Here is a 21,239-nt window from a genome sequence, read left to right as displayed (position 1 = left end):
CATAATTTCACATTTTCAGTTGAGAGGGACAGTGGATTTTGACTAAATGGTAAATAAAGGGTTACTGGGTGTTTTATCGAATACTATGATTTGCTACTTCTAAAAGAGAGAGGTGAGGTCAGGATTGTCCATAAAATTCAATTGGCTGCCCAATTTATTGCGAAAATCGAAAATTAAGCATCGATTGATTGTATCTTTCATCTTATTATCGATTATCCCCTTATTTTCAATGACACTTATTGCCTATACCCAATCCAGTGAAGCTATTCATACGAAGATAGGTACGTATTCCTTGCAAATCTTGGACCAAGTTCGCGATGAGATTAAAAGAGAGAACCGTAAACTAGACTACTTGAGCAACCAAGTAATGATGAATAGTCTCGTTCAAAAGAATTTGGAAAATGCAACAGAACTCGACGCTCAGTCGGTTATGGATACTTATTATGAGGTAAATCAGACGTTTAGCGGCCGCAAGCTGTTGAATCATATTAAATCGATGCAAATCTATAATAAGTCCAAAGAGCTCGTTTATGATTTGGGCTATGACAAGCTGCTCGCGCAGGACATAGAGCCTTTGACCCAGATGATTGCTGAACGCAAAGGAAATGATATTTGGACGCATGTTGTCACTCAGAATGGCGTAGATTGCATCGTGCTTGCGCGCGAAATCCATTCAGGATCGAATTGGCTCAATACGGTAGGTTATATCTTTATTGCCATTAAAGAAAGTTTTTATTCCCGAGATATTTATGAGGACGTCAATATGGGGGAGGGGGCGGATTTATTCATGATCGACCCGCAAGGCAGTGTTCTTTCCTCCAGGAATATGGATATGCCGGTTGGGCGCACGCTGGATCAAAGCAAGGATCTGTTGAACAAAATTACCGAAAATGAGAAGAAAGGCAAACGTGCTTTCATTTCATCATGGCATCATAATGGCTCATTGGTCGCTTATTCCTACGATTCTACGGCAAGATGGTACTTGGTAAGCACGATTCCTACCTCTTATTTGAATAAAGAAACCAGTACGATCGTTCCGTATATGTTGATTGCCACTGTGCTCTGTCTCTTATTTTCACTTTTATTGACTTTTGTAATTTCAGGCAGTATTTCCAATCCCCTGCAGCGATTAACGCATTCCATGAAACAGTTGGCGTTGGGGAATTTACAGGCAACCAATGAAGATCGCAGCCAAGATGAGATCGGCTTTTTGTCAACGAGATTCAATACGATGGTTTTGCAAATAAGCAATTTGATCGAACAGACAAGGAATGAGCAAGTGAAGAAAAGGGAAGTTGAACTGCAAATGCTGCAGGCACAAATTAATCCTCACTTTTTGTTCAATACGCTGAATTCTCTCAAGTGGACTGCAATGCTCAATCAAGCTGTAAGTGTAAGCGATGGACTTGGGGCGCTGGCCGAATTGCTGCGGAGCACCATTGTAGAGACGAGTGAAATGATTTCACTGCGTGCGGAATTGGATAACATTAACAACTATATCGTTATACAGAGGTTGCGCTATGGCGCTACGTTTGAGGTCGAGCATCAGATTGATAAGGGGTTGATGGAAAGTGGCATTCTTAAATTCATCCTGCAGCCTATTGTTGAAAACGCGATCATCCATGGCTTGGATGAACAGGCTGACCATAATAAGATCGTTATAACGGCCAAGCGGTTCGAAGGTCATATTCAAATCAACATTGTGGATAATGGCAAAGGGATGAGCCCGAATAAAGTTCAGCAGCTGCTGGATACCCCGAATATAGCTAAGCAGCGGCTTTCCAATATTGGGATTTCAAATGTTAATGAACGAATCAAGCTTCATTTCGGTGAAGCATACGGAATCACGATTCAGAGTGAGGTAGGCAGAGGCACTTCGGTAAGCTTAATAATGCCTTTGGCAGAGATAGGGAGTCGTGCGGATGAGTAAAGTATTAATTGTTGATGACGAAAAAATTATCCGAATCGGGCTCAAAATGATGATTCCGTGGGAGCAGCACGGATTCGAGTTGATTGGCGCAGCAGAGGATGGGGAAGCGGCGATGGCCCTAGTCGAACAGTACACGCCTGATATTGTCATAACGGATCTCAAGATGCCTCGGTTAAATGGCCTTGAACTCATACAGAGGCTAAAGGAAGCCCAATTCTTCAGTGGGAAAATTATCGCAATAAGCAATTATGGTGAATTCGATTTGGTTAGAGAAGCGATGAAGCTTGGGGCCATTGATTATTTGCTCAAGGTAACCTTAAAGCCGGAGAACCTGCTAGATAGTATAAACAATGCTGCCAATCAGCTCTTGTCAGAAAAAAAGAAACAAGAACTAGAGCGGCAAAAGGAAGTCGCACAGATTGAGAATCTCATGTTAGCTCGGACAAATTTCTTCAAAGATTTGGTCTATTTCAGCAACATGTCGGAGCCGGAAGTAGAGAGGCAGGCGCAGAAGCTGAACATTCAGATCGATCCCAAGCGCAATTTTTTGTTGTTAATCACAATAGACGAGTATGTGCAAACGATGAATAGCGGCAAATGGACGCAGAAGCATCTGTTGGCATTCGCGATTAGCAATATCATATCGGAGATGGTCGATGTCTCTTTCGTGATGGAGTTCTCTGAAATCAGTGAACGTGACTATGTGGTTGTTCTTCCAGATCGCAATAAGTATGAGAGCGCGACTGCCAAGCTGCAGTTTGCAAACCGGATTGCCAAGCTGCTGAAGCTCTATTTGAATCTTGGCGTAAACGTTGTTATCAGCGCCTCATTTGCCAGCTTGCAACAAGTAAGAGATGCCTATAGATCATGTAAGGAAGCAGTTGAACTGCGATTCTATAAGACTGATGCCATCGTGATTCATGTCGGAGATGCGGTGTTTGATGGAAAGAAAAACATGCTGCATGAACAGGATAACCTGCTTGAACATATCCGTTCAGGCAATAAGGAAGCATATCTTGGCTGCTTTGATGATATGTATGAGAAAGCAAAACAAGGAAGGGTTCCTCCTGTTCAATTCAAGAAAGCCATATCAGCCGTTCTTGATAGCTGTGAGGCATTCAATGCGGAGAGTGAGCACCCATTACTGCCCGAACAGGTGCGCGAGCAGCTCAGCAGGGGAGATAACCTAGCGGAAGTCAGAGAAGCATTCGTGCGAGCAGTGAGTTATTTTAGCCAAAATGTCATTCCTGTATCATCCAAATATCGCAAGGAAATACGTGCCATTATCGCCTATATGCTCAAACATATCGATCAGAAGATAACGCTTCAGATGATGGCAAGTGTTGTGAATATGAACGAGAGCTATCTGACGCGTCTCTTCAAGAAGGAAACGGGAAAAACGATCGTGAATTTCCTCAATGAGCTAAGGTTGGAGAAAGGCAGAGAGCTGTTGAAAAACCCCGATTTTAGCATCAAAGAGATTGCCGAGCTGGTCGGCATTCCAGATCCCTTTTATTTCAACCGCCTCTTTAATAAAACGTACGGGCTGAACCCAACGGATTTCAGGAAAAACAATCTTAAAAGTATAAATCGTCCATAAAGGGGTCGAGATAATAAATGTGCATGCGGTATCGATCATTATATGATGAGGTCAGCTAAGAAGCATTCTACAATTTTTACGAAATCTAGGGGGAAGTTATGATGAAGAAGCTGACAGTCATGATCGTGTCATCGGTACTAGTAAGCAGTTTTTTAGCAGGATGCACAAGCAATCAGGAAACTCCGACAAAGCCGAAAAGCATTACGCTTAATGCGCTTTTCATGAAGCAAGCGGGGTATAGCGAAGACGCTATCAAGGAAGCAACCGATGCTTTTATCAAAGCGAACCCTAATATTAAGGTGGAGACGACATTTGTTCCTTATGAAGCACTGGAGCAGAAAATTCTTGTTTCCAATGGCAGCTATGACGCCGTATTAATCGACGCGCCATGGACAGCGAAATTTGTAAAAGCCGGCGTGCTGAAGGAAGTTACGGATAAAGTGCCGGAAGCGGCGCGCAAAGACATTTTTGACGGGGCGCTAAGTGCCATGCAATATGAGAATAAACTGTATGGAATGCCCTGGCTGAATGACGTGAAATATTTATTTTATAATAAAGAGATGCTCACGCAAGCCGGCATCAGCAACCCGCCTACGACATGGGACGAATTGATCGCAGATGCGAAGATTTTGAAGGAGAAGAAAATCGTTGATTTTCCGCTTGTCTGGTCTTGGAAACAAGCAGAAGCACTATCTGTCGACTATACGATGATGGCTGCCTCTTTCGGCGGGCAAATGGTGAAGGATGGCAAACCGACCCTGAATGATAAGCCGAACATCGAAGCGCTGAACTTCATGTATCAGTCGATGAAAGAGGGACTTACGAATCCAAGTTCCCTTGAATATTTGGAGGAGGATGTCAGAGGCGTATTCTCAAGCGGTAAAGCTGCATTTGCTTTGAACTGGACCTATATGCTTGGTATGGCCAACGATCCCAAAGAATCCAAAGTTGTTGGCAAAGTAGGCATAACTACAGTACCTGGCACCTCGAAGGGGCCAGGAGCAACAGCGAATGGCGGAATGGGCCTGTCCATAGCCAAAGACAGTAAATACCCGGAAGAAACATGGAACTATATCCAATTCTTAGCGTCCAAAGACTTCCAGAAAAAACATGCGAAAGATGCGCTGCCGATCTGGAAATCGTTGTTCAGCGACTCCGAAGTTGTCGCAACGAGCCCGGAATTAATCAGCGTTTCCAAATCGCAATATGAACATATCGTGAATCGTCCCGTTGTTCCATGGTATGGGCAACTGTCGACCGAACTGCAGACCTCTGTTCAGAAAGCCTTGACGGGGAAGGAAACACCCGAAGATGCACTAAATAAACTACAGGAGAAAGCTAAAGAAATAGCGAGTAAATGACATCATGCTGAGAAAAAGATGGAGTGACCGACGTTTTGCAATAATTACGATACTGCCAGCTTTTATCCTGGTATTCGGCATTGTCTTATATCCGCTGATTCAAACCTTCATCTACAGTCTCAAGAACATGGAACTGACTTCAGCCAGCAAGGGGCAATTTGTAGGTATTCATAATTATGTTGAAGCTTTAACCGACTCTTCAGTATGGGAAGCACTGGGGAGAACAGCCTATTTTGCCTCATTCTCCATTGCACTGGAGCTTGTTCTAGGCTTGTTGGCAGCTCTCTTGCTCAATGAGAACATTCGGGGAATCGGGTTCCTGCGCTCGATCATTATTTTGCCCTGGGCGGTTCCAACTATTGTGAACGCAGCCATGTGGAAATGGATTTATCATCCAGAGTATGGTGCGCTTAACGGTTTGCTAGCTCAGTTGCATTTGATCGATGCGTATCGGCCTTGGCTTAGCAGCCCTTGGACAGCCATGAATATGGTCATACTTGCAGATGTTTGGAAAATGACCCCATTCGTATGTATCTTCTTTCTTGCATCCTTGCAGATGACGAATAAGAGTGTATACGAAGCGGCAAGTATCGATGGAGCGGGACTATTCCGCAGATTGATCGTGCTCACGCTCCCATATTTAAAACCAACCGTGCTGGTGCTGATCGTGATGCGAACGATGGAATCCTTCAAAGTCTTTGATTTGATTTACGCCTTAACGAAAGGCGGGCCGACGAATGGCACAATGGTTATTATTTATAAAGCCTACCTGGAGGCGTTTACCAATTTGCAATTTTCACAAGGCGCCACGCTTTCCTATTTGATTGCCCTATTTATAGCTGCTCTTACATTTGCCTATGTGAAAGTTCTGAAGGCAGAAGGGGGGATCTAAGTGAAAAGCAGCGTGTTGTCGACTTTCCAGTATGCGTTTGGCGTGCTGATTGCCATCTGCACATTGGCTCCTTTTGCTTGGTTATTCATTTCCAGTATTTCGTATCAAATTGATTTGCAAGAAGTGCCGATGAAGTGGATTCCCAAGCGGATTACCTTTGAACGCTATATGGATATTTTTACGAATGCTCATCAAGATATTGCCTATGCTTTTCGTATTTCAATGGCCAATAGTTTGTTGGTTGCGGTTTCTGTTACTATGATCGCGCTTCTTATCGGTGGTTTGGCTGCGCATGCTTTTGCCAAATATCAATTTAACTTCCGGCGACAACTGATTTATCTGTTCTTATTCACTTATATGATTCCATCCGTTGTCATTGTCATCCCTTTATATCTCCTGCTTCAAAAAATGGGGATGCTGGATTCCAAATTGACCTTAATTATTCTTGATTTGACCTTTGCAATTCCGTTTGTGATATGGATCATGCAGAGTTATTTCAAACAGGTATCGCATGAATTCTATGAAGCGGCTTCGATAGATGGCTGCAGCCGTATGCAAATCCTGTATTTGATCGTAGTGCCAATCGTGCGACCTGGCATTTTGGCAACGATGATTTTTGTGTTTTTGCTTTCTTGGGATGAGTTTTTCTTCTCGCTGTTGTTTACTTCAACGCTTCGTGCCAAAACCATTTCAGTCGCCATTTCAGAATTTAGCGGTAAGAACGCAGTAGATTTCGGAATGGTAGCCACAGGCGGCGTATTGGCTTCCCTGCCTCCTCTGCTTATTGCGATCTTGTTTCAGAAGTTCCTTGTTCAAGGAATGACTGCCGGTGGCGTGAAAGAGTAGGGTTGGCTAGTGTTAGCGAAGCTTGGCAGGTCGAGACGCTTCTTGATGACTAAGGATAACAGTGTTTCTGGGGCTGCGGGGGTGCTTCTCTGAAGCGGAGCTTTCGCAGCGCCTGATTCGCTTTTCCATATAGAATCACTTTTATCCTAAAAGTTTAAACGCTTATACTATCGGGCGATTGGCGAAAGGGGGATAGTGACAGAAGCAAGGGATCTGGAGCGTTCACAGGCTTGGAAAAAAAATGAACCAGGAGGCGTTAATATGAATATAGCCAAGGTAAACCCCGTTAAGAGTAAGTTGAAATGGTACTCTATTGCTGTGCTTTGCGTCACTTTCGTTTCGGCAACCTTGCTGACACCTGCTCTAGAACAGAGGGCTAGCGCGGCAGGCGAGCAGAAACCTTTTCCACAGCAAGTCAGTTATAGTGGGATTACCAAACCTAATCATGTCACACAGGCACAATTGAATACGGATGTCGCGGCTTACTATAATTCGTGGAAAGCAAGCTATCTTAAAAATAACTTATCCTCCTTGCCTGGCGGCTATTATGTGAAAGGTGATATTACTGGCAGCGCGGATGGGTATAAACCATTGGGTTCTTCCGAAGGTCAAGGATATGGCATGGTAATAACAGCTTTAATGGCAGGCTATGATGCTAATGCCAAAACGATTTACGACGGCCTTTTTAAGACAGCCAGAGCTTACAAAAGTTCGCAAAATAATAATTTGATGGGTTGGGTAGTCGCAGATGCCGCGGGTGCTCAAGGGCATTTTGACTCAGCGACAGATGGGGATATCGATATCGCATATTCCCTGATTCTTGCCCATTACCAATGGGGATCAGCAGGTACGATCAATTATTTGGCTGAAGCCAAAAAGATGATTACTAGTGGCATTAAAGTCAGTAATGTGACGACTAATAACCGATTGAACCTTGGCGATTGGGATGGTAATAGCGTGTTGAATACGAGACCGTCTGATTGGATGCTCAGTCATATGAGAGCCTTTTACGACGTAACGGGGGATCAAACTTGGCTGAATGTGATTAATAATCTTTACAGTGTTTACACTTCATTCAGTGCGTCCTATTCGCCAAACACAGGTCTGATTTCGGACTTTGTGGTAGGCAATCCGCCGCAACCTGCTCCTCAGAATTATTTGGATGAGTTTCCGGAGACGAATGAATATAACTACAATGCAGCTCGCGTGCCTACCCGAATTGTGATGGATTATGCGCTATATGGCGATGCGAGAGGCAAAACAATTGCCGACAAAATCGCTACTTGGATTAAAGGGAAAACAAGCAACAATCCGAACAATGTGAAAGACGGATATAAATTGGATGGAACTGTGACGGGTTCGGCTAGCGGTCCAGCCGGCGTATTCGTGGCTCCGTTCATTGCAGCCGGCGTATCCAGCAGCAGCAACCAAGCATGGATCAACAGCGGCTGGGACTTTATGAAAAGCCACAAAACGGGCTATTATGACGACAGCTTCACACTTTTAAATATGCTGTTCATCTCAGGCAATTGGTGGAAACCAGCGGCAGGAGGAAGCGTTCCGGATACGCAAGCGCCTACGTCACCTGCGAACTTGGCGGCAGCCGCTTCATCCAGCAGCCAAATTAATTTAACTTGGTCGGCTTCGACGGATAATGTTGGCGTTACCGAGTATCGGATTTATCGTGCGGGCACACAAGTTGGAACCTCAACAACTGCTTCTTACAGTGATACAGGACTTACGGCTTCTACCTCATACAGCTACACGGTCAAAGCTGTTGACGCTGCCGGCAACCTATCCGGTCCAAGCAATACAGCAACAGCTACAACAACCAGCGGAACGACACCACCGTCCAATCTAGCTCTGAACAAGACGGGTGTCTCCAGTTCTAACGAAGGATCGGGCTTTGTACCGGCCAAAGCCTTCGATGGCAATGCAGCTACAAGATGGGCAAGTGTCGAGGGAGTTGATCCTCAGTGGATCTATGTTGATCTTGGTTCTGTAAAGAACATAAATCAAGTGAAGCTAACTTGGGAAGCGGCTTATGCGAAGACTTACAAGATTCAAATATCTACAGATAGCGGAGCTCCTACGAACTGGACCGATGTCTATTCAACATCAACTGGCGATGGTGCCATAGACAATATTACGATTGCCTCTCAGAGTGCCAGATATGTAAGAGTATATGGCACGGGTAGAGGAACTTCTTACGGATATTCATTATTCGAATTTGAAGTATACGGCACAAATCCTTAATCATTTACTAAGAAATTTACAATCTGCTTTAACGTACCGTTCTCCAGTAGTACTAAAAACAAATTCGGCGTCGTGGGATTGAATGCGTACGTTCTCGCCAATAATTTCATCATTTATAAATACAGAAATTGGCTGTTGAAATACTCTCATTCGCTCGAAGTCAGAAGGTTCTATGAGTTGACGTTGTTTGGGCATGGTTATCTCCTTAATTAGTAATCAACCTTTGTTACATTATGGCATAAATTCAGAACCGGTAGTAGCAGGCATCTTCTTGGAATAAAAGGCCAACCATCATCTCATACTAACTGAGAGATAATGGAGGTGAACACTATGCCCAAAAATGATGCAGATCCCAAGTATGACCGCGAAGATAACAAAGCAGATAAAAAGAACAATCAGCAGAATAACGCTAGTTTCCTCGAAGAAGAACAAACGCTCACGAACAACGAGGCCCCTGATTACGTCCCAAGTTTAAATGGTATCCCCAAAAATCAAGTTTGAGTTCGATTATACAACAAACTGTAGTCTGTACAAGGCTGCCCCAGGGTTAAAACCTGGGGGCAGCCCTTTTGTTTATCCGAATCAAGAGTGGACTGGCAGCCCTTCATCAAGCCAGACGGGACCCGCGGCTGATGGCTTAGTTCCAAAAGGAAATCGTATCAATAATCAAGCCGATCAGTTTGGTTGATTTGAATTTTCGGTCCATCAAAATGCTTATCCAATCTGCAAAACCGAGCAGTGAGATGGCTGCAAATACAATGATTTCCTTTGTCTTTCTGCGGGTTTGAATCATGATGATTACGCTGATGATCAACGCGAGAGAGCCGAATAGGATGAACCAGATCATGTGGAACATGGCTCCTCTTTTTTTTCTTTTTTTCTTCTTCGCATCCATGTTATGAGAAGCAGCAGCACAGGGATGATGAAGCTGAAAAATAACGAATACTCGAAGTCGTGCTTCTTGCTGAATTCTATATTTTCGACCATATTGTCATAGCCTAAGGCAAGTCCGGAAATGAGTAGAATGAACGCCAACGCCAGCCAAGATCGACTGGTGATTTGGAATAATTGACATAACCCAGCTACTGCACAGTAATAGGCGATAGACAGCTTGATAAAGATAGCCGCCAACAAAATTAGGGCAACTGTCGATTCGAGATGCTCAAAAAACAATCCGACATGAATTTCTTGCACAATGACAAACATCGGGTAAGCGTCGTGAGAAGCGCGGGAAACACCCAGCACGCCGATTGTAAAAAATGTAGTGGCGCTCAATAAGATTGTGGCAACCGTGATGGCAAGAATAAAGGTAGTTTTTCTGCGTGCTTGAACATAGGGAAACAACATGAGGAAGATGAGCGCCTCCATAAATGGAAATCCAAAGATGGATCGGGTGTCTTTGACTGTTTTCCATACGTCCATTCTGAACATACCTTGGAAGCGATCCCAGTTCCACTCGGAAAGTGCAAAAATGAACACAAAGATAAATGTCATCGTGACGATGGGAAATAGCAATTCTGTCGACCTGGCGATAGTCTCGATTCCTTTGATGACCGCATAGGCAATAATCAAGAGAAACATCGCATGGAATACAGTCAATGGTGTAAGCGGCATGAGGGTTTGTTTCATGAAATCGCTTAGGTTCCTGGTGATGAAACTAGCAAGCTGGGTAAAGTAGGCTACGTACATTAGGGCCAGCAGACCGCCGAATCCTTTGCCGGCAGCTGCGGTACAAATCTGAACGATTGTAAGCCCAGGATATTGGCCAGCTAAATAGAACCAGAGGAAGGAGATGAGAATGCCTGCGGCGCCACCCCACAATGGAACCATCCAGGCATCTTGCTTGGCAGCGGCGATCAATCCTCCAGGAAGGAAGAAAAATGAAGTTCCTATTAAGAAAGAGAGTGTCAGTACAAAAAATTGCCAAACGGTCAATTTACTTTGTTCCATCTATTACTCTCCTTTATACGGATTAATGATCTCACCGATATCGTTAACCGTGCTATTAACCTTTATTTGCAGTTTGGTTTGGGTCCATGAATTCTTCTGGTTTCTCAAATAATCCCATTCTTTTCCTCGCTTGTATTTGATCTTGTTCTCCAGTCCGAACAAATCCCACTGTTTCTCACACGACTCCAGGTATAACTCCGTAGACTTCTCGATGATTTGGTTGTTAAACTGTTGTTTGATTTTGGCGATGTTGTCCGTGGTCAAATCCTTCATTTGCTCGTTATTTATGATGGAGAGGCGGATATCTAGCGTAACCATCCAGATCGGTTTTCCGGAAACCATGGACAAGGATTTATGAACTTTAACTTTGCTTGCCGCTAGATCAACAGTACTTCCATCCATCTCAACCGACTCAAAAAAGCTGCTGGCTTCACCTTTTAGTAGATTGTAATAGCCGGCTTGCTTCAACCCCATTTTGCCAACCATTCGGTCATGCTTGAAGACAGCGCCCCCGGTCAGTATGAGGTTCTTCTGATTAGCATTAATCTGTTCGTACCGGTCTGTAGTAAGGGATGGCTTCGATCCACTAAGGCTGACCAAGGGAAGGATGGTGATCATGGAGGTTTCCATGTTCTCGACCAAATCTTTGACCCTGGATTTTCTGCTAACCCGTCCGGTTGATTCGGATACGTTATTGACAAGCGAACGCAGGGTGCGACCTTGCAGCCGCTCAAGCGGAATATATGTCATCATGACATCAGCAAGCGGAGAATCCGTTACGAGCAGGAGAAGGCTCGAACGTCTGTTGTACTGCCTTTCATAGTAGTTGAGAAAAGGCCGTAAACCTTCCCTTGCGTACCTTTCGCTAATGATGTGGGATTGATAATGATCTGTAAACAACCTGCGCGGCAAAATTTCCGATGATTTCAAACCCAACTCCCCTTTGCTGGGACCCTGCACTTTGTACGTGTAAACGGGGGATTTGACGTTCGATCCCATTTGGGAAGCGAACGCACCGGGGTTGATGATTTGGTAGTAAACAATCTGTTCGTGGGTCTCCGGCACCGTGTCTGTTCCAACCAGCCCGGCAATCGCCAATTGATTGACCTCAATCTTATCCCAGCATCCTGTTAGACAGCCTATACAAAGGCAGATGACAGTCCACTTCCATATTATCGCGCTCATGTGCCGCCACTTCTTTTTCTTTTGGCGCGGTTCAAACGCGGGTATGTTTTCATCCAGGGTCGAGGGACTCTGACTAGACTATCTTTCCAATCGGATAATGAAATCGGCGCAAGGGGAGAGAGATAAGAGATGTTGAAAGATTTGATGGAAGCCAAGTGTACGATCGTAAACAGCGCTCCGCACAATACGCCGAACAAACCCATTGTGCCAGCCAGGATCATGAAAAAAAATTGCAGCAACCGCTGCGTGATAGCGAAGCTGTATGAAGGCATTACAAAATTGGAAATCGCGGTTATGGCGACGACGATAACCATGGCCGTGGAAACAAGTCCTGCACTTACAGCTGCTTGACCAAGTACTAATGCGCCAACAATGGAAATCGCCTGGCCAGCAATGCGGGGCATGCGAAGTCCTGCTTCGCGGAGAAGTTCGAACGTCACCATCATGATGAATGCTTCCATAAAGGCAGGAAAAGGGACGCCTTCCCGTTGAGCGGCAATGCTGATCAACAAGGAGTGAGGCAAAAGCTCCTGATGATAAGAAACGACTGCTATGTACAGAGACGGCACGAATACAGATAGCATAAAAGACAGTATTCGCAGCAATCGAAGCAGCGACGCGACATCAGCTCTTTGATAGTAGTCGTCAGGAGCAATAAAAAATTGGAAAAAGGTAATAGGCCCGATCAAGGCAATCGGACTCCCGTCGATGAGTACGGCTATACGTCCTTCCAGCAGGTGCGAAGCCACTATATCAGGGCGCTCTGTGTCCAGTAAAGTTTTGAAAGGAGAGTAGGTCCGGTCTTGGATCCATTCCTCGATATATGCACTGTCCAAAACGCTGTCGATTTCGATAGAAGCGAGGCGTTGCCGGAACTCATCCACGATCTCAACAGGCGCAAGGTTCCCCAGGAAAATCATATTAATCGTTGTTTTCGTTTCTGTTCCCTTAGTGATTTGCTCGATGTGCAAATGGACGTTTTTGACTCGTTTTCGCAGCAGTGACAAGTTGATGGCGATATCTTCTGTAAAACCTTCCTGAGGCCCGCGGACGGTGGATTCCGTCTGAGGTTCTGATACGGTTCGGTTACTCGTTTGGGAGGCATTAATGATCAATACCTGGTTTGCCTGGGAAAGCAGTAACAAGCAGCTGCCATTGAGCAAACTGTCGATGCAAACTTTCAGATCGGATGAACTTGAAATGAAGCTGAAAGGAATTCTCCCTTGCAATTCGTGAATGAGATTATCAGATGATTCCAAATCACTCAAAAGCGTTTTGTCAGTTAGGAAATGCAGTAATTCATGTTCAATCTTATCTCGATCGGCCACAGTATCAATAAAAACACATAAGCTTTGAATGTCTGACGAAATAACAAGCGAGTGTACGACCAAATCAGGAGGTTCATGCAAGATATGCATGATTTGACCGACAAAATCTTGCATGTTCTCACAGTCGTAGATCGAGGAAGCATTCTGGTAGGAATCATTTCGCTGCATACCCAAGCTCCTTAATTAATAATTAATTCCAGTATTTCCATATTGGGTTTGGATATGCATTGTGATACTTGGTGCTTGGCAGTCTGTTCAGTTATAAGGCAGCGCAAAGTAAAACGTAACGATGCCATCCCGGACAGTCAAGCCATAAGAGGCTTGATGCTGCTGAAGAATGGTACGGGTAATGGATAAACCGAGCCCAGTTCCGCTGAATTTTTTGCTGCGGGAGCTCTCCAGCACATAGAAAGGCTCCCAGACTCGATCCCATTCGGCTTCTTTTGCAGCATGCGTGGGATTCGAAATTTGGAAGTGCAAGACATCCTCCTTGGTTTCCACCTTTATCGTAACGAAGCTTCCACTCGTATATTTCATCGCATTGCTCATCCAATTGTTCAACACCGATTGCAGTTTCCTCCGATCCGCCATCACGCGAATATCCTCATTCAAAGCCACGTCCAGTTGCAGTTCGATGCCTTGCTGGCGAAAAGCGTTCCCATAGACCGCTATCGTTTCCATAAATAGCTTCTTGAAGTCGACAGGTTCAAAGAGAGAGGTGTCCTCCTGCAGTCCAGACAGTTCCAACAGCCGGTCGATCAATCCGGACATATCTTCGCTCTGCTTGCGAATGACGGCTGCATAAGTGCCATCATCCAGCCCGTCTTGAAGTCCTGATGCATAAACGTGAATTAACGCTAATGGTGTTTTCAGTTCATGTGAAATATCCGAAATAAAATGCCGGAGATTGGCATTTTTCGCTTCCAACGATTGATGAGCTTCTTTTAAATTGTCACTCATTTGGTTAATGCTATGCGCAAGAGATTCGATTTCATCGCCAGTGCGGATGTCTGTTTTTATGAAAGTTAAGCGGGAGATCGCCTCTGCAGCCTGATTTAGTTCAGCCAGCGGTTTCACAATGCGTTTCGTATACAGCACGGACAACAGGACAAGCAGCACAAACATACCTATCCATAGATACGCATTGAAGCGATTCACGATCTGTATCGTATCCTCGGAGTGAGAAATCGATTCGCCCACAGCAAATACGGTATCCCCCACGGTCACGAAATTGACGAGAAAGCTGGACTTGAGTTTGACTTGATCAAATATTTTATTGACCCTTCCGCCCTCGCGGAGGATCACCATGCTCTCCTCGGTCAACCAAAATTTGCTGAGGGTTATGCCTTTGCGGTTCAATTGCACCAACAAGTCACTATTCAAATCGTTGACGGACTCCGATAATGAACTGGCTACGATGGTGACCTGATTGTGTTCCGCAATGGTCTCAAGTTGTGCGACTAGTGTCTTGAGCTCCATATGCTCGAGCGCCGTGACTAACTCATCCAGCTTGTTTTTTTTCTCATACAAAAAGTATTTGGGCAGTAAATAAGTATTTACGCTGAAGGACAGCAGAAATACAACGCATAACGTAAGGCTAATCTGCGTAATCAGCTTCCGGGTCAGTCTACTCATGCGAATCCTCCAGACAATAGCCCATCCCTCGGTGCGTTTTGATCCAGTGTTCGCCGATCTTCTCTCTTAGCCTGCGAATATGGGTGTCAACCGTCCGCTCCTCTCCGAAATAATCGAATCCCCAAACTTGATCGAGCAGCATTTTGCGAGTTACGATGTGCCCTTTGTTGACGACAAGATATCTCATCAATTCGAATTCTTTATTCGTAGCCTGGATGTCCTTGCCACCGCGATAAATCTTCTGGGCTTCCATATCCACAGTCAAATCGCCAATGACGGACTTCGCAGTTAAATTCAGCAATTTTTGCGCTCTTAATCGTAAAATGCGTGGATCAAACGGTTTGCGCAGATAATCGTCGGCTCCCGACTGCAAAGCAAGAAACTCGTCATCTGGATCTCCTTTGGCTGTCAGCAGAAGCACCTTGGTTCGGCTTGATTTCTTCATTTCCTGGCAAACCTCAATGCCACTCCGTTTGGGCATCATCCAATCCAGAATGGCCAAGTCCACTTTATGCGTATAAAAGAGGTCGATTGCTTCTTCACCGTCTTGAGCGAGGAGCACGTTAAACCCATCTTTGACGAAATAAGCTTTTAAAATCTGCAGCATAAGCGTCTCATCGTCTGCGAGCAGCAAGTTCATACCGATCCCTCCTTCTTGTATGGCTGTAACGATATCATGGTTTTGTTACATCAGTATGACAGATTCTCAAAACTCGAATCAAGTTGGCTCTGTTTCTTGTCTTACGCTTTGGCACATTGTTGTAACATAGCTCCTTTACAATGACGTCGAACGATGATCAGGAAATTGGAGGATGTACCAAATGAAAAAACAATTAACAACGCTATGTGTAACAAGTATGCTAAGTCTATCCTTAACGGGATGTTGGGGCAGCGCGGCTACGCAACCATTGCCCACAATCAGCTTGCAGTCAACAGAACCTACTGCGGTGAAAGCCGCGGTGGAGCAGTTTCAATTTGACGTTGATCCGGAAACATTTGCGCTTGTTCTGATGAAAAATGGTGTGCGAATGCCGGCATCGCTGCCTCTCCCCAAAGCTGAAGTGACGAACTTGGTGAAGTCCAAGCATGCTGTCAAATGGACCTATCCGAATAAAGTCAACGTCAGTATCGAGCAGAAAAGCGACTATCTCGACATTCGGCTCGAATCTGCCGGGGCCGAGCAGTTCCAGTGGCCCTCTGTTCAGTCGGATAACTATATGCTGCCTCTAGGCGAAGGGAAAAACATTCCCGCAAGCGACGCAAACTGGCGCGAATTTCTGAAGGACCAGACGCTCAGTTGGAGCGAATCGTTCTCCATGGATTTTTTTGCGCTTGGCAAGAATCAGTTGTCTCTTGTCTATGTGGTCACGAACAAATTCAATAATGAAATTCACTTCGATGCTTCACCGAATGTAGCCTTTCAATTTACCCATGAATTTCCTTCGATTAACAGCGATAAAAGCTACGGATTCCGCCTCTATGTAACGGCAAATGATCCACAAAATGTTGTGCTGCCCTATAAAAACTATGTGGCAGAGCAAGGCAAGATTGTCACTCTGAAGGAAAAAGCCAAGCTTAATCCTTCGATTAGCAAGCTGTATGGAGCACCTCAGATTTACTTGTGGAGCGAATCGATTCTTACGGATTCCGATGTCAAATGGCCTCAGCTGCGCTCGCTGCTTCCCAAAGGGCTTGGGTCATGGCTTGTTAAGCTTCTGGCTCCTACAACGGATGGAAGTGCAGAACTGGAACAGGTGCTCAAGCAAATTTCCAATCAGGATTTTATGGACAAATATCAGAAGAAAGTTGTTCTCACCGCGCTGAATCAGGCTTTGAAAATGCGAGAATTTTATACGCAAGCCCAGTTTCCTAACCCTGGTGAGGAAGCTCGCAAACTCATTGGGATGGGAGTTGACAAGCTGAGCGAGGAAAAACTATATGATTTGAACAAGCTGCTTCTCAAAAGTATTCTGCTGGATGCCGTCAGTGAATTAGCGGATTGGGGACAATCCGATTCGACGCAGCTAATCAAAGATATGCGGGAAGCGGGCATCGAAAATGCCTGGCTGGGCCTTCCCAACTGGTCGAGTGGCTTGATGAATCCTCAAATGGTTAGCGAGGGAAGCAAGAACGGCTACCTCATTGCTCCATATGATTCCTATCATTCTATTCATGAAAAAGGAGATCCTTCGTGGAATACGGCTTCCTTCCCAGACCCAACGCTCTATGAGAATGCGACGGTAACGCGCAAGAATAACACCAAAGTCGCTGGATTTTTGCAGCGTGGGCGCAAACTGAACCCTACACTGGCGATGCCAAGTGTCAAACAGCGTGTGTCTGGCATTATGCAGGACGGAATCAGCTTTAACTCCTGGTTCGTGGACTGTGATGCCACGGGGGAAATCTATGATGATTTCTCTCCAGCCCATCCGACCACGCAGCAACAGGATTTGCAAGCGCGCTTGGAAAGGCTCGATTATTTTGCCACAGACAAGAAAATGGTTGTCGGCTCGGAAGGAGGCAACGACTTTGCCAGCAGTGTGATTGCCTTCGCGCAAGGTATTGAAAGTCCTGTCATTGCTTGGGGGGACCCTGATATGAGAGATCAAAAGAACAGTCCATACTATGTTGGAGGCTACTACGCCAAGGATGGAATTCCCGAGCGCTATGGCAAGCCTGTGCCCATTAAACCGCTCTATGAGAAAGTTTACATCGATCCTGCTTACTCTGTTCCGCTCTATAAATTGATCTACAACGATACAATCATTACAACGAATCATTGGGAGTGGGGCAGCTACAAGATTAAGGGCGAGGAAGCAGACCGGATGCTCTATGAGCTGTTGTACAATGTCCCGCCGCTCTATCACTTGGATCGCAAGGCATGGGACAAAGATAAAGCAAGCATGCTTGGCTTTCTGAAAGTATGGTCACCATTTCACCGAGAGGCTGTTAGCCGTCAGATGAGCGGGTTCTCGGTCCTTACGGAGGATCGGCTTGTGCAAAGCGCACAGTATGGGAATGATCTGAAAGTCATCGCTAATTTCTCGGATAAACAGGTAACGGTGGCAGGTGAAGTCATCTCAGCCAAATCGGCTGTTCTATACAATGGCAAAGAGCGTCAAGTGTTTGACGCGGCGGCGAATGCCAAACTGTTGTGACCGTTCTCAAAAATTACGAGTTGATCTACGCGAAGCAACTATAGTATATTTTAGGAATCATTCGAAGGTTTTTTGATGCCTTTCGGTGTTAAGGGAGGCTCATCATGAGGACGGATACATTCTTAAACATACTGCAAAACGAACTCGTCGTCGCGCTTGGCTGTACGGAGCCTGTTGCGATTGCCTTAGCTGCTGCCAAGGCTAGGACTTATGTGGATGGCAATATCGATAAAATTACAGTTTACGCAAGCGCAGGCATAATCAAGAATGCACTTGCAGTCGGTATACCCGGGACGGGTTTGACAGGGATCGATTTTGTCGCTGCTTTGGGGGCAATTGCCGGAAATGCAGAGAAACAGCTTGAAGTGCTTGCCGATATTAAGCCGGAAGATATTACTGTGGCGCAGGAAATGGTGGAACGAGGGATTTCTGTTGTTCATCTCGCCGATACACCCAAGAAATTATATATTGAAGTCATTATTGAAGCAGAGACAAGGTACGCGAAGGTTGTTATTACGGATAACCATACGAATATCACACTGATAGAAGTTGACGGGCAGATCATTGATAGGGGCGGCTGCGCCAATGCGAGTTTTAAGAGCTCCAAAGAAGATCGCAGCGAGCTGACGATTGATTCGATCGTCGAATTCGTGAACACGGTGGATCTTGCCGAGCTCGGTTTGGTAAAGCAAAGCATTGAGTTAAACCGCAAAGCGGGATTGGATGGTTTGGAACATGCATACGGTCTCGAAGTCGGTAAGACGATTAAAGAAAATGTGCAAAAAGGTATTCTGTCCGACGACTTAATCTCTCATGCCATGGCGCTTGCCGCGGCGGGATCAGATGCCCGGATGGCGGGTTCCTCCATGCCGGTCATGGCGAATTCGGGAAGCGGAAACCAAGGCATTGCCGCGACTAATCCTGTAATAGCAGCAGCCGAAAAGCTTGACGCCACCGAAGAGCAGCTCATTCGCGCCGCTGCTTTGAGCCATTTGGTCACGATTCATATTAAATCCAAATTTGGCCGATTATCCGCCTTATGCGGGGTTACCGTATCCGGCACCGGAGCAAGCTGCGGCATCACCTATTTGCTTGGCGGAGGTAAAGCGGAGATCAAAGCAGCAATCCAAAACATGCTCGGCAATGTGTCGGGGATGATGTGCGATGGAGCAAAGGGCGGCTGCGCGATGAAAGTAGCCACCTGCACAAGTGCGGCAGTGCAATCTGCGCTTCTCGCATCCAAAGGAATGACGATTTCCTCTACGAATGGGTTTATCGAAAATGAAGCTGAGAAGACGATCGACAACTTTTGCCGTATCGGTAATGAGGCGACATCGGAGATTGATAAACTTATTCTCGAGATGATGCTGAATAAAGACTTATAGCAGGAAACAAAAAGGCTGCCGGTATCGGCAGCCTTTTTGTTTTGTTCGGCGTGAAGGGTAGGTCCGCCCGTGCTATTGATTTTGTTGTTGATTATGATGCTGCGGATTGTGGTGTTGTTGGGAGTGCTGCGCATTCTGAGTATGTGTATGGTGGGTTTGATGATGATGCGGATGTTGCATGTGATGAGTATGATGTTGTTGCGGATACAGCATATGGTGATACTGTGGATGGTAGCCAAGGAGATGTACAGGGTGGTAAGTATGATGATGCATAGGATGATACGCATGATGGTGTACAGGATGATAGGCGTGATGATGCATCGGATGATAGGCATGATGATGTATAGGGTGAGGTGTTTGAGCATGGTGCGGATGGTAGACATGATGAGGTTGCGCATGGCCGGCGTGTTGGAGCTGTTGATGTGCAGGTGGGTACACGACAGGTGTTGTCATCGGTTGTTGATAGATGGGGAGATTATCCCCTGTCCATGCTGGCGTTTGTTGAACTGGAAGCTGGGCACCCGTCCATGTTGGGGCTTGCTGCGCAGGCATATGAACCTCCGTACGTGTTGCAGCTGGATAAGTAGGGAGTGTTCCCTCTAGCGATACATTTTCTTTAATCATGTTTTGTTCCCCTTTCGGTGTAGGCATATGTCATCCTATGCAGGTGATGGAAAATAGGGCACATGTCTATAAAAATTGGGCTTATCTGCCCGATTTGGGTTGCGTCCAACCTTTTTGGACATAGATCGCTTCCCCCACTTTGGCAATAATGGGTTGCTTCCGCTTGCTGTTTTGAAAGAGCGAAAAATAGGAGAAATCTGGATGCACGAAGCGATCCGTCCGAAAGGCGGACTGGGTGCTGCCAGGCATCCTGTGTTTATTCAGGATCATAATGACTTCTTGCTCGGAAGCGAGGTCCAGACCATAACCATGTCCATAGTAATGATCGTTTTCCATCATAATGACGTTTTCTCCTTTGCCCCAAGGAATTGTGGGTTCGTATTCGGGGTTCTCAAAATAAATGATGTCCCCACTTACGGCTTCTTCAATCACACCCCGGTCGATGAGATGCAAGTTGCTGTTGGATTGCCAATCGAATAGCAAAAGGTCCGAGAATAAGATATCGAATTGTCTGGCATCTATGGACTCCAGTATGGCTTTGTACAAGATGATGACAACAGCCATTGAGCATTCGAATGCGTAAGAAGTGCCATTTTTGAAAATATCTCTTATGGCATCCTGCGGGGCAGCGCCTGGTTTCAACTGAAATCTCCCGTGATTTGTAAGGTGCCAATAGGCCCGATTGCATTGCGTATTGTCGAAACCAGCAAAATAGACACCGCTTTTACTCAGCGCTCTTGAGGACTCCACAATTTGGGTTCGCATGTCCAGTTCAAATAACAGGGTGCCAAGCGAATCATATTGATACGTTAGAGGGCTGTTCAGCTTTTTTTGATAAATGGCAAATTCTAATTCAGACAGCGTATTTTCTCCAAATATGACTCTGTTGTTGCCTTCGATTACGATCATGGGCTCCTCCCCAATTCCTAGATCAGTAAGCGTGATTCACCTATTTTTATGTGGAAACAGGCATTTATGTGCGGATTATTTCCTTCAATTGGATTTACACAAAACACACATTCCTCTTAATCTTTGGATAATGCGCAGCGACTATACTGTGTCATATACAAGCAGAAGGCTCAAGGAGAA

At 45.5% G+C, this 21,239-nt stretch carries 17 protein-coding genes and 1 pseudogene; 10 read left to right on the top strand and 8 right to left on the bottom strand.

The window, feature by feature from the left end:
* The first annotated feature begins 124 nt into the window (after window positions 1-124).
* The 8 genes and pseudogenes from LOZ80_RS19580 to LOZ80_RS19545 all read left to right on the top strand — a co-directional run bounded on the left by LOZ80_RS19580 (window position 125) and on the right by LOZ80_RS19545 (window position 9,386).
* A complete protein-coding gene (locus LOZ80_RS19580; protein ID WP_238166290.1) occupies window positions 125-1,930 on the top strand; it encodes a cache domain-containing sensor histidine kinase in 1,806 nt (601 codons plus the stop codon).
* Window positions 1,923-3,530, top strand: coding sequence for a response regulator transcription factor (locus LOZ80_RS19575; protein ID WP_238166289.1), 1,608 nt, complete (start codon window positions 1,923-1,925; stop codon window positions 3,528-3,530). Before LOZ80_RS19580 ends, LOZ80_RS19575 begins: the two co-directional genes overlap by 8 nt.
* Window positions 3,531-3,628: 98 nt before the next feature.
* Window positions 3,629-4,891 carry an ABC transporter substrate-binding protein gene (locus tag LOZ80_RS19570; RefSeq protein WP_238166288.1) on the top strand — a complete coding sequence of 421 codons (1,263 nt, stop codon included), beginning with the start codon at window positions 3,629-3,631 and terminating at the stop codon, window positions 4,889-4,891.
* Between the two features lie 4 nt (window positions 4,892-4,895).
* Window positions 4,896-5,783 (top strand): carbohydrate ABC transporter permease, encoded by an 888-nt coding sequence (locus tag LOZ80_RS19565; RefSeq protein ID WP_238166287.1) that lies wholly within the window; start codon window positions 4,896-4,898, stop codon window positions 5,781-5,783.
* Window positions 5,784-6,629, top strand: a complete 846-nt coding sequence (locus LOZ80_RS19560) for a carbohydrate ABC transporter permease (RefSeq protein ID WP_238166286.1) — start codon at window positions 5,784-5,786, stop codon at window positions 6,627-6,629.
* Window positions 6,630-6,890: 261 nt separating this feature from the next.
* Window positions 6,891-8,438 (top strand): annotated as a pseudogene (locus LOZ80_RS19555) (glycosyl hydrolase family 8); the annotation flags it as partial.
* Between the two features lie 54 nt (window positions 8,439-8,492).
* A complete protein-coding gene (locus tag LOZ80_RS39530) occupies window positions 8,493-8,885 on the top strand; it encodes a discoidin domain-containing protein (RefSeq protein ID WP_443147072.1) in 393 nt (130 codons plus the stop codon).
* 330 nt (window positions 8,886-9,215) lie between these two features.
* Window positions 9,216-9,386, top strand: a complete 171-nt coding sequence (locus LOZ80_RS19545) for a hypothetical protein (protein WP_238166285.1) — start codon at window positions 9,216-9,218, stop codon at window positions 9,384-9,386.
* A 136-nt stretch (window positions 9,387-9,522) separates the two neighbouring features.
* Here the strand turns inward: LOZ80_RS19545 and LOZ80_RS19540 are convergent, their stop codons facing one another.
* The 6 genes from LOZ80_RS19540 to LOZ80_RS19515 all read right to left on the bottom strand — a co-directional run bounded on the left by LOZ80_RS19540 (window position 9,523) and on the right by LOZ80_RS19515 (window position 15,623).
* Window positions 9,523-9,732 carry a hypothetical protein gene (locus tag LOZ80_RS19540; protein ID WP_238166284.1) on the bottom strand — a complete coding sequence of 70 codons (210 nt, stop codon included), beginning with the start codon at window positions 9,730-9,732 and terminating at the stop codon, window positions 9,523-9,525.
* Window positions 9,729-10,835 carry a GerAB/ArcD/ProY family transporter gene (locus LOZ80_RS19535; protein ID WP_238166283.1) on the bottom strand — a complete coding sequence of 369 codons (1,107 nt, stop codon included), beginning with the start codon at window positions 10,833-10,835 and terminating at the stop codon, window positions 9,729-9,731. The genes LOZ80_RS19540 and LOZ80_RS19535 overlap by 4 nt, the downstream gene beginning before the upstream one ends.
* A 3-nt stretch (window positions 10,836-10,838) precedes the next feature.
* A complete protein-coding gene (locus tag LOZ80_RS19530; protein ID WP_238166282.1) occupies window positions 10,839-12,020 on the bottom strand; it encodes a Ger(x)C family spore germination protein in 1,182 nt (393 codons plus the stop codon).
* The gene (locus tag LOZ80_RS19525; RefSeq protein WP_238166281.1) at window positions 12,017-13,516 is read right to left on the bottom strand and encodes a spore germination protein; all 1,500 of its coding nucleotides are present in this window, start codon (window positions 13,514-13,516) and stop codon (window positions 12,017-12,019) included. Before LOZ80_RS19525 ends, LOZ80_RS19530 begins: the two co-directional genes overlap by 4 nt.
* An 87-nt stretch (window positions 13,517-13,603) precedes the next feature.
* Entirely contained in the window at window positions 13,604-14,983 is a 1,380-nt protein-coding gene (locus LOZ80_RS19520) for a sensor histidine kinase (protein WP_238166280.1), read from the bottom strand.
* Window positions 14,976-15,623, bottom strand: coding sequence for a response regulator transcription factor (locus LOZ80_RS19515; RefSeq protein WP_238166279.1), 648 nt, complete (start codon window positions 15,621-15,623; stop codon window positions 14,976-14,978). Before LOZ80_RS19515 ends, LOZ80_RS19520 begins: the two co-directional genes overlap by 8 nt.
* A 181-nt stretch (window positions 15,624-15,804) precedes the next feature.
* Here LOZ80_RS19515 and LOZ80_RS19510 point away from each other — a divergent pair, with 181 nt between their 5' ends.
* Together LOZ80_RS19510 and LOZ80_RS19505 are read left to right on the top strand one after the other, a co-directional pair.
* Entirely contained in the window at window positions 15,805-18,141 is a 2,337-nt protein-coding gene (locus tag LOZ80_RS19510) for a glycoside hydrolase (protein ID WP_238166278.1), read from the top strand.
* A 104-nt stretch (window positions 18,142-18,245) separates the two neighbouring features.
* Entirely contained in the window at window positions 18,246-19,526 is a 1,281-nt protein-coding gene (locus LOZ80_RS19505) for an L-cysteine desulfidase family protein (protein WP_238166277.1), read from the top strand.
* A gap of 72 nt (window positions 19,527-19,598) precedes the next feature.
* Here LOZ80_RS19505 and LOZ80_RS19500 read toward each other — a convergent pair whose 3' ends face one another.
* A complete protein-coding gene (locus LOZ80_RS19500; RefSeq protein WP_238166276.1) occupies window positions 19,599-20,177 on the bottom strand; it encodes a hypothetical protein in 579 nt (192 codons plus the stop codon).
* 54 nt (window positions 20,178-20,231) lie between these two features.
* On the bottom strand, window positions 20,232-21,059 hold the full coding sequence (locus LOZ80_RS19495) for a protein-glutamine gamma-glutamyltransferase (protein ID WP_238166275.1): 828 nt from the start codon (window positions 21,057-21,059) through the stop codon (window positions 20,232-20,234).
* Between the last annotated feature and the right edge of the window lie 180 nt (window positions 21,060-21,239).

Origin of the sequence: Paenibacillus sp. HWE-109, assembly GCF_022163125.1 — a bacterium.
In the GTDB taxonomy this organism is placed as follows: Bacteria; Bacillota; Bacilli; order Paenibacillales; family NBRC-103111; genus Paenibacillus_E.
Note: the sequence above shows the minus strand (reverse complement) of the source record. Positions and strands in the feature narration are given on the sequence as shown.

Bases quoted from the DNA above. Each gene is read 5' to 3' on its own strand.
- LOZ80_RS19525 (WP_238166281.1), bottom strand. From the start codon at position 13,516: ATGCAGCGAAATGATTCCTACCAGAATGCTTCCTCGATCTACGACTGT.
- LOZ80_RS19495 (WP_238166275.1), bottom strand. From the start codon at position 21,059: ATGATCGTAATCGAAGGCAACAACAGAGTCATATTTGGAGAAAATACG.
- LOZ80_RS19505 (WP_238166277.1), top strand. From the start codon at position 18,246: ATGAGGACGGATACATTCTTAAACATACTGCAAAACGAACTCGTCGTC.
- LOZ80_RS19565 (WP_238166287.1), top strand. From the start codon at position 4,896: ATGCTGAGAAAAAGATGGAGTGACCGACGTTTTGCAATAATTACGATA.
- LOZ80_RS19515 (WP_238166279.1), bottom strand. From the start codon at position 15,623: ATGAACTTGCTGCTCGCAGACGATGAGACGCTTATGCTGCAGATTTTA.
- LOZ80_RS19520 (WP_238166280.1), bottom strand. From the start codon at position 14,983: ATGAGTAGACTGACCCGGAAGCTGATTACGCAGATTAGCCTTACGTTA.
- LOZ80_RS19510 (WP_238166278.1), top strand. From the start codon at position 15,805: ATGAAAAAACAATTAACAACGCTATGTGTAACAAGTATGCTAAGTCTA.
- LOZ80_RS19540 (WP_238166284.1), bottom strand. From the start codon at position 9,732: ATGATCTGGTTCATCCTATTCGGCTCTCTCGCGTTGATCATCAGCGTA.
- LOZ80_RS19570 (WP_238166288.1), top strand. From the start codon at position 3,629: ATGATGAAGAAGCTGACAGTCATGATCGTGTCATCGGTACTAGTAAGC.
- LOZ80_RS19530 (WP_238166282.1), bottom strand. From the start codon at position 12,020: ATGAGCGCGATAATATGGAAGTGGACTGTCATCTGCCTTTGTATAGGC.
- LOZ80_RS19545 (WP_238166285.1), top strand. From the start codon at position 9,216: ATGCCCAAAAATGATGCAGATCCCAAGTATGACCGCGAAGATAACAAA.
- LOZ80_RS19535 (WP_238166283.1), bottom strand. From the start codon at position 10,835: ATGGAACAAAGTAAATTGACCGTTTGGCAATTTTTTGTACTGACACTC.
- LOZ80_RS19500 (WP_238166276.1), bottom strand. From the start codon at position 20,177: ATGCCTACACCGAAAGGGGAACAAAACATGATTAAAGAAAATGTATCG.
- LOZ80_RS19575 (WP_238166289.1), top strand. From the start codon at position 1,923: ATGAGTAAAGTATTAATTGTTGATGACGAAAAAATTATCCGAATCGGG.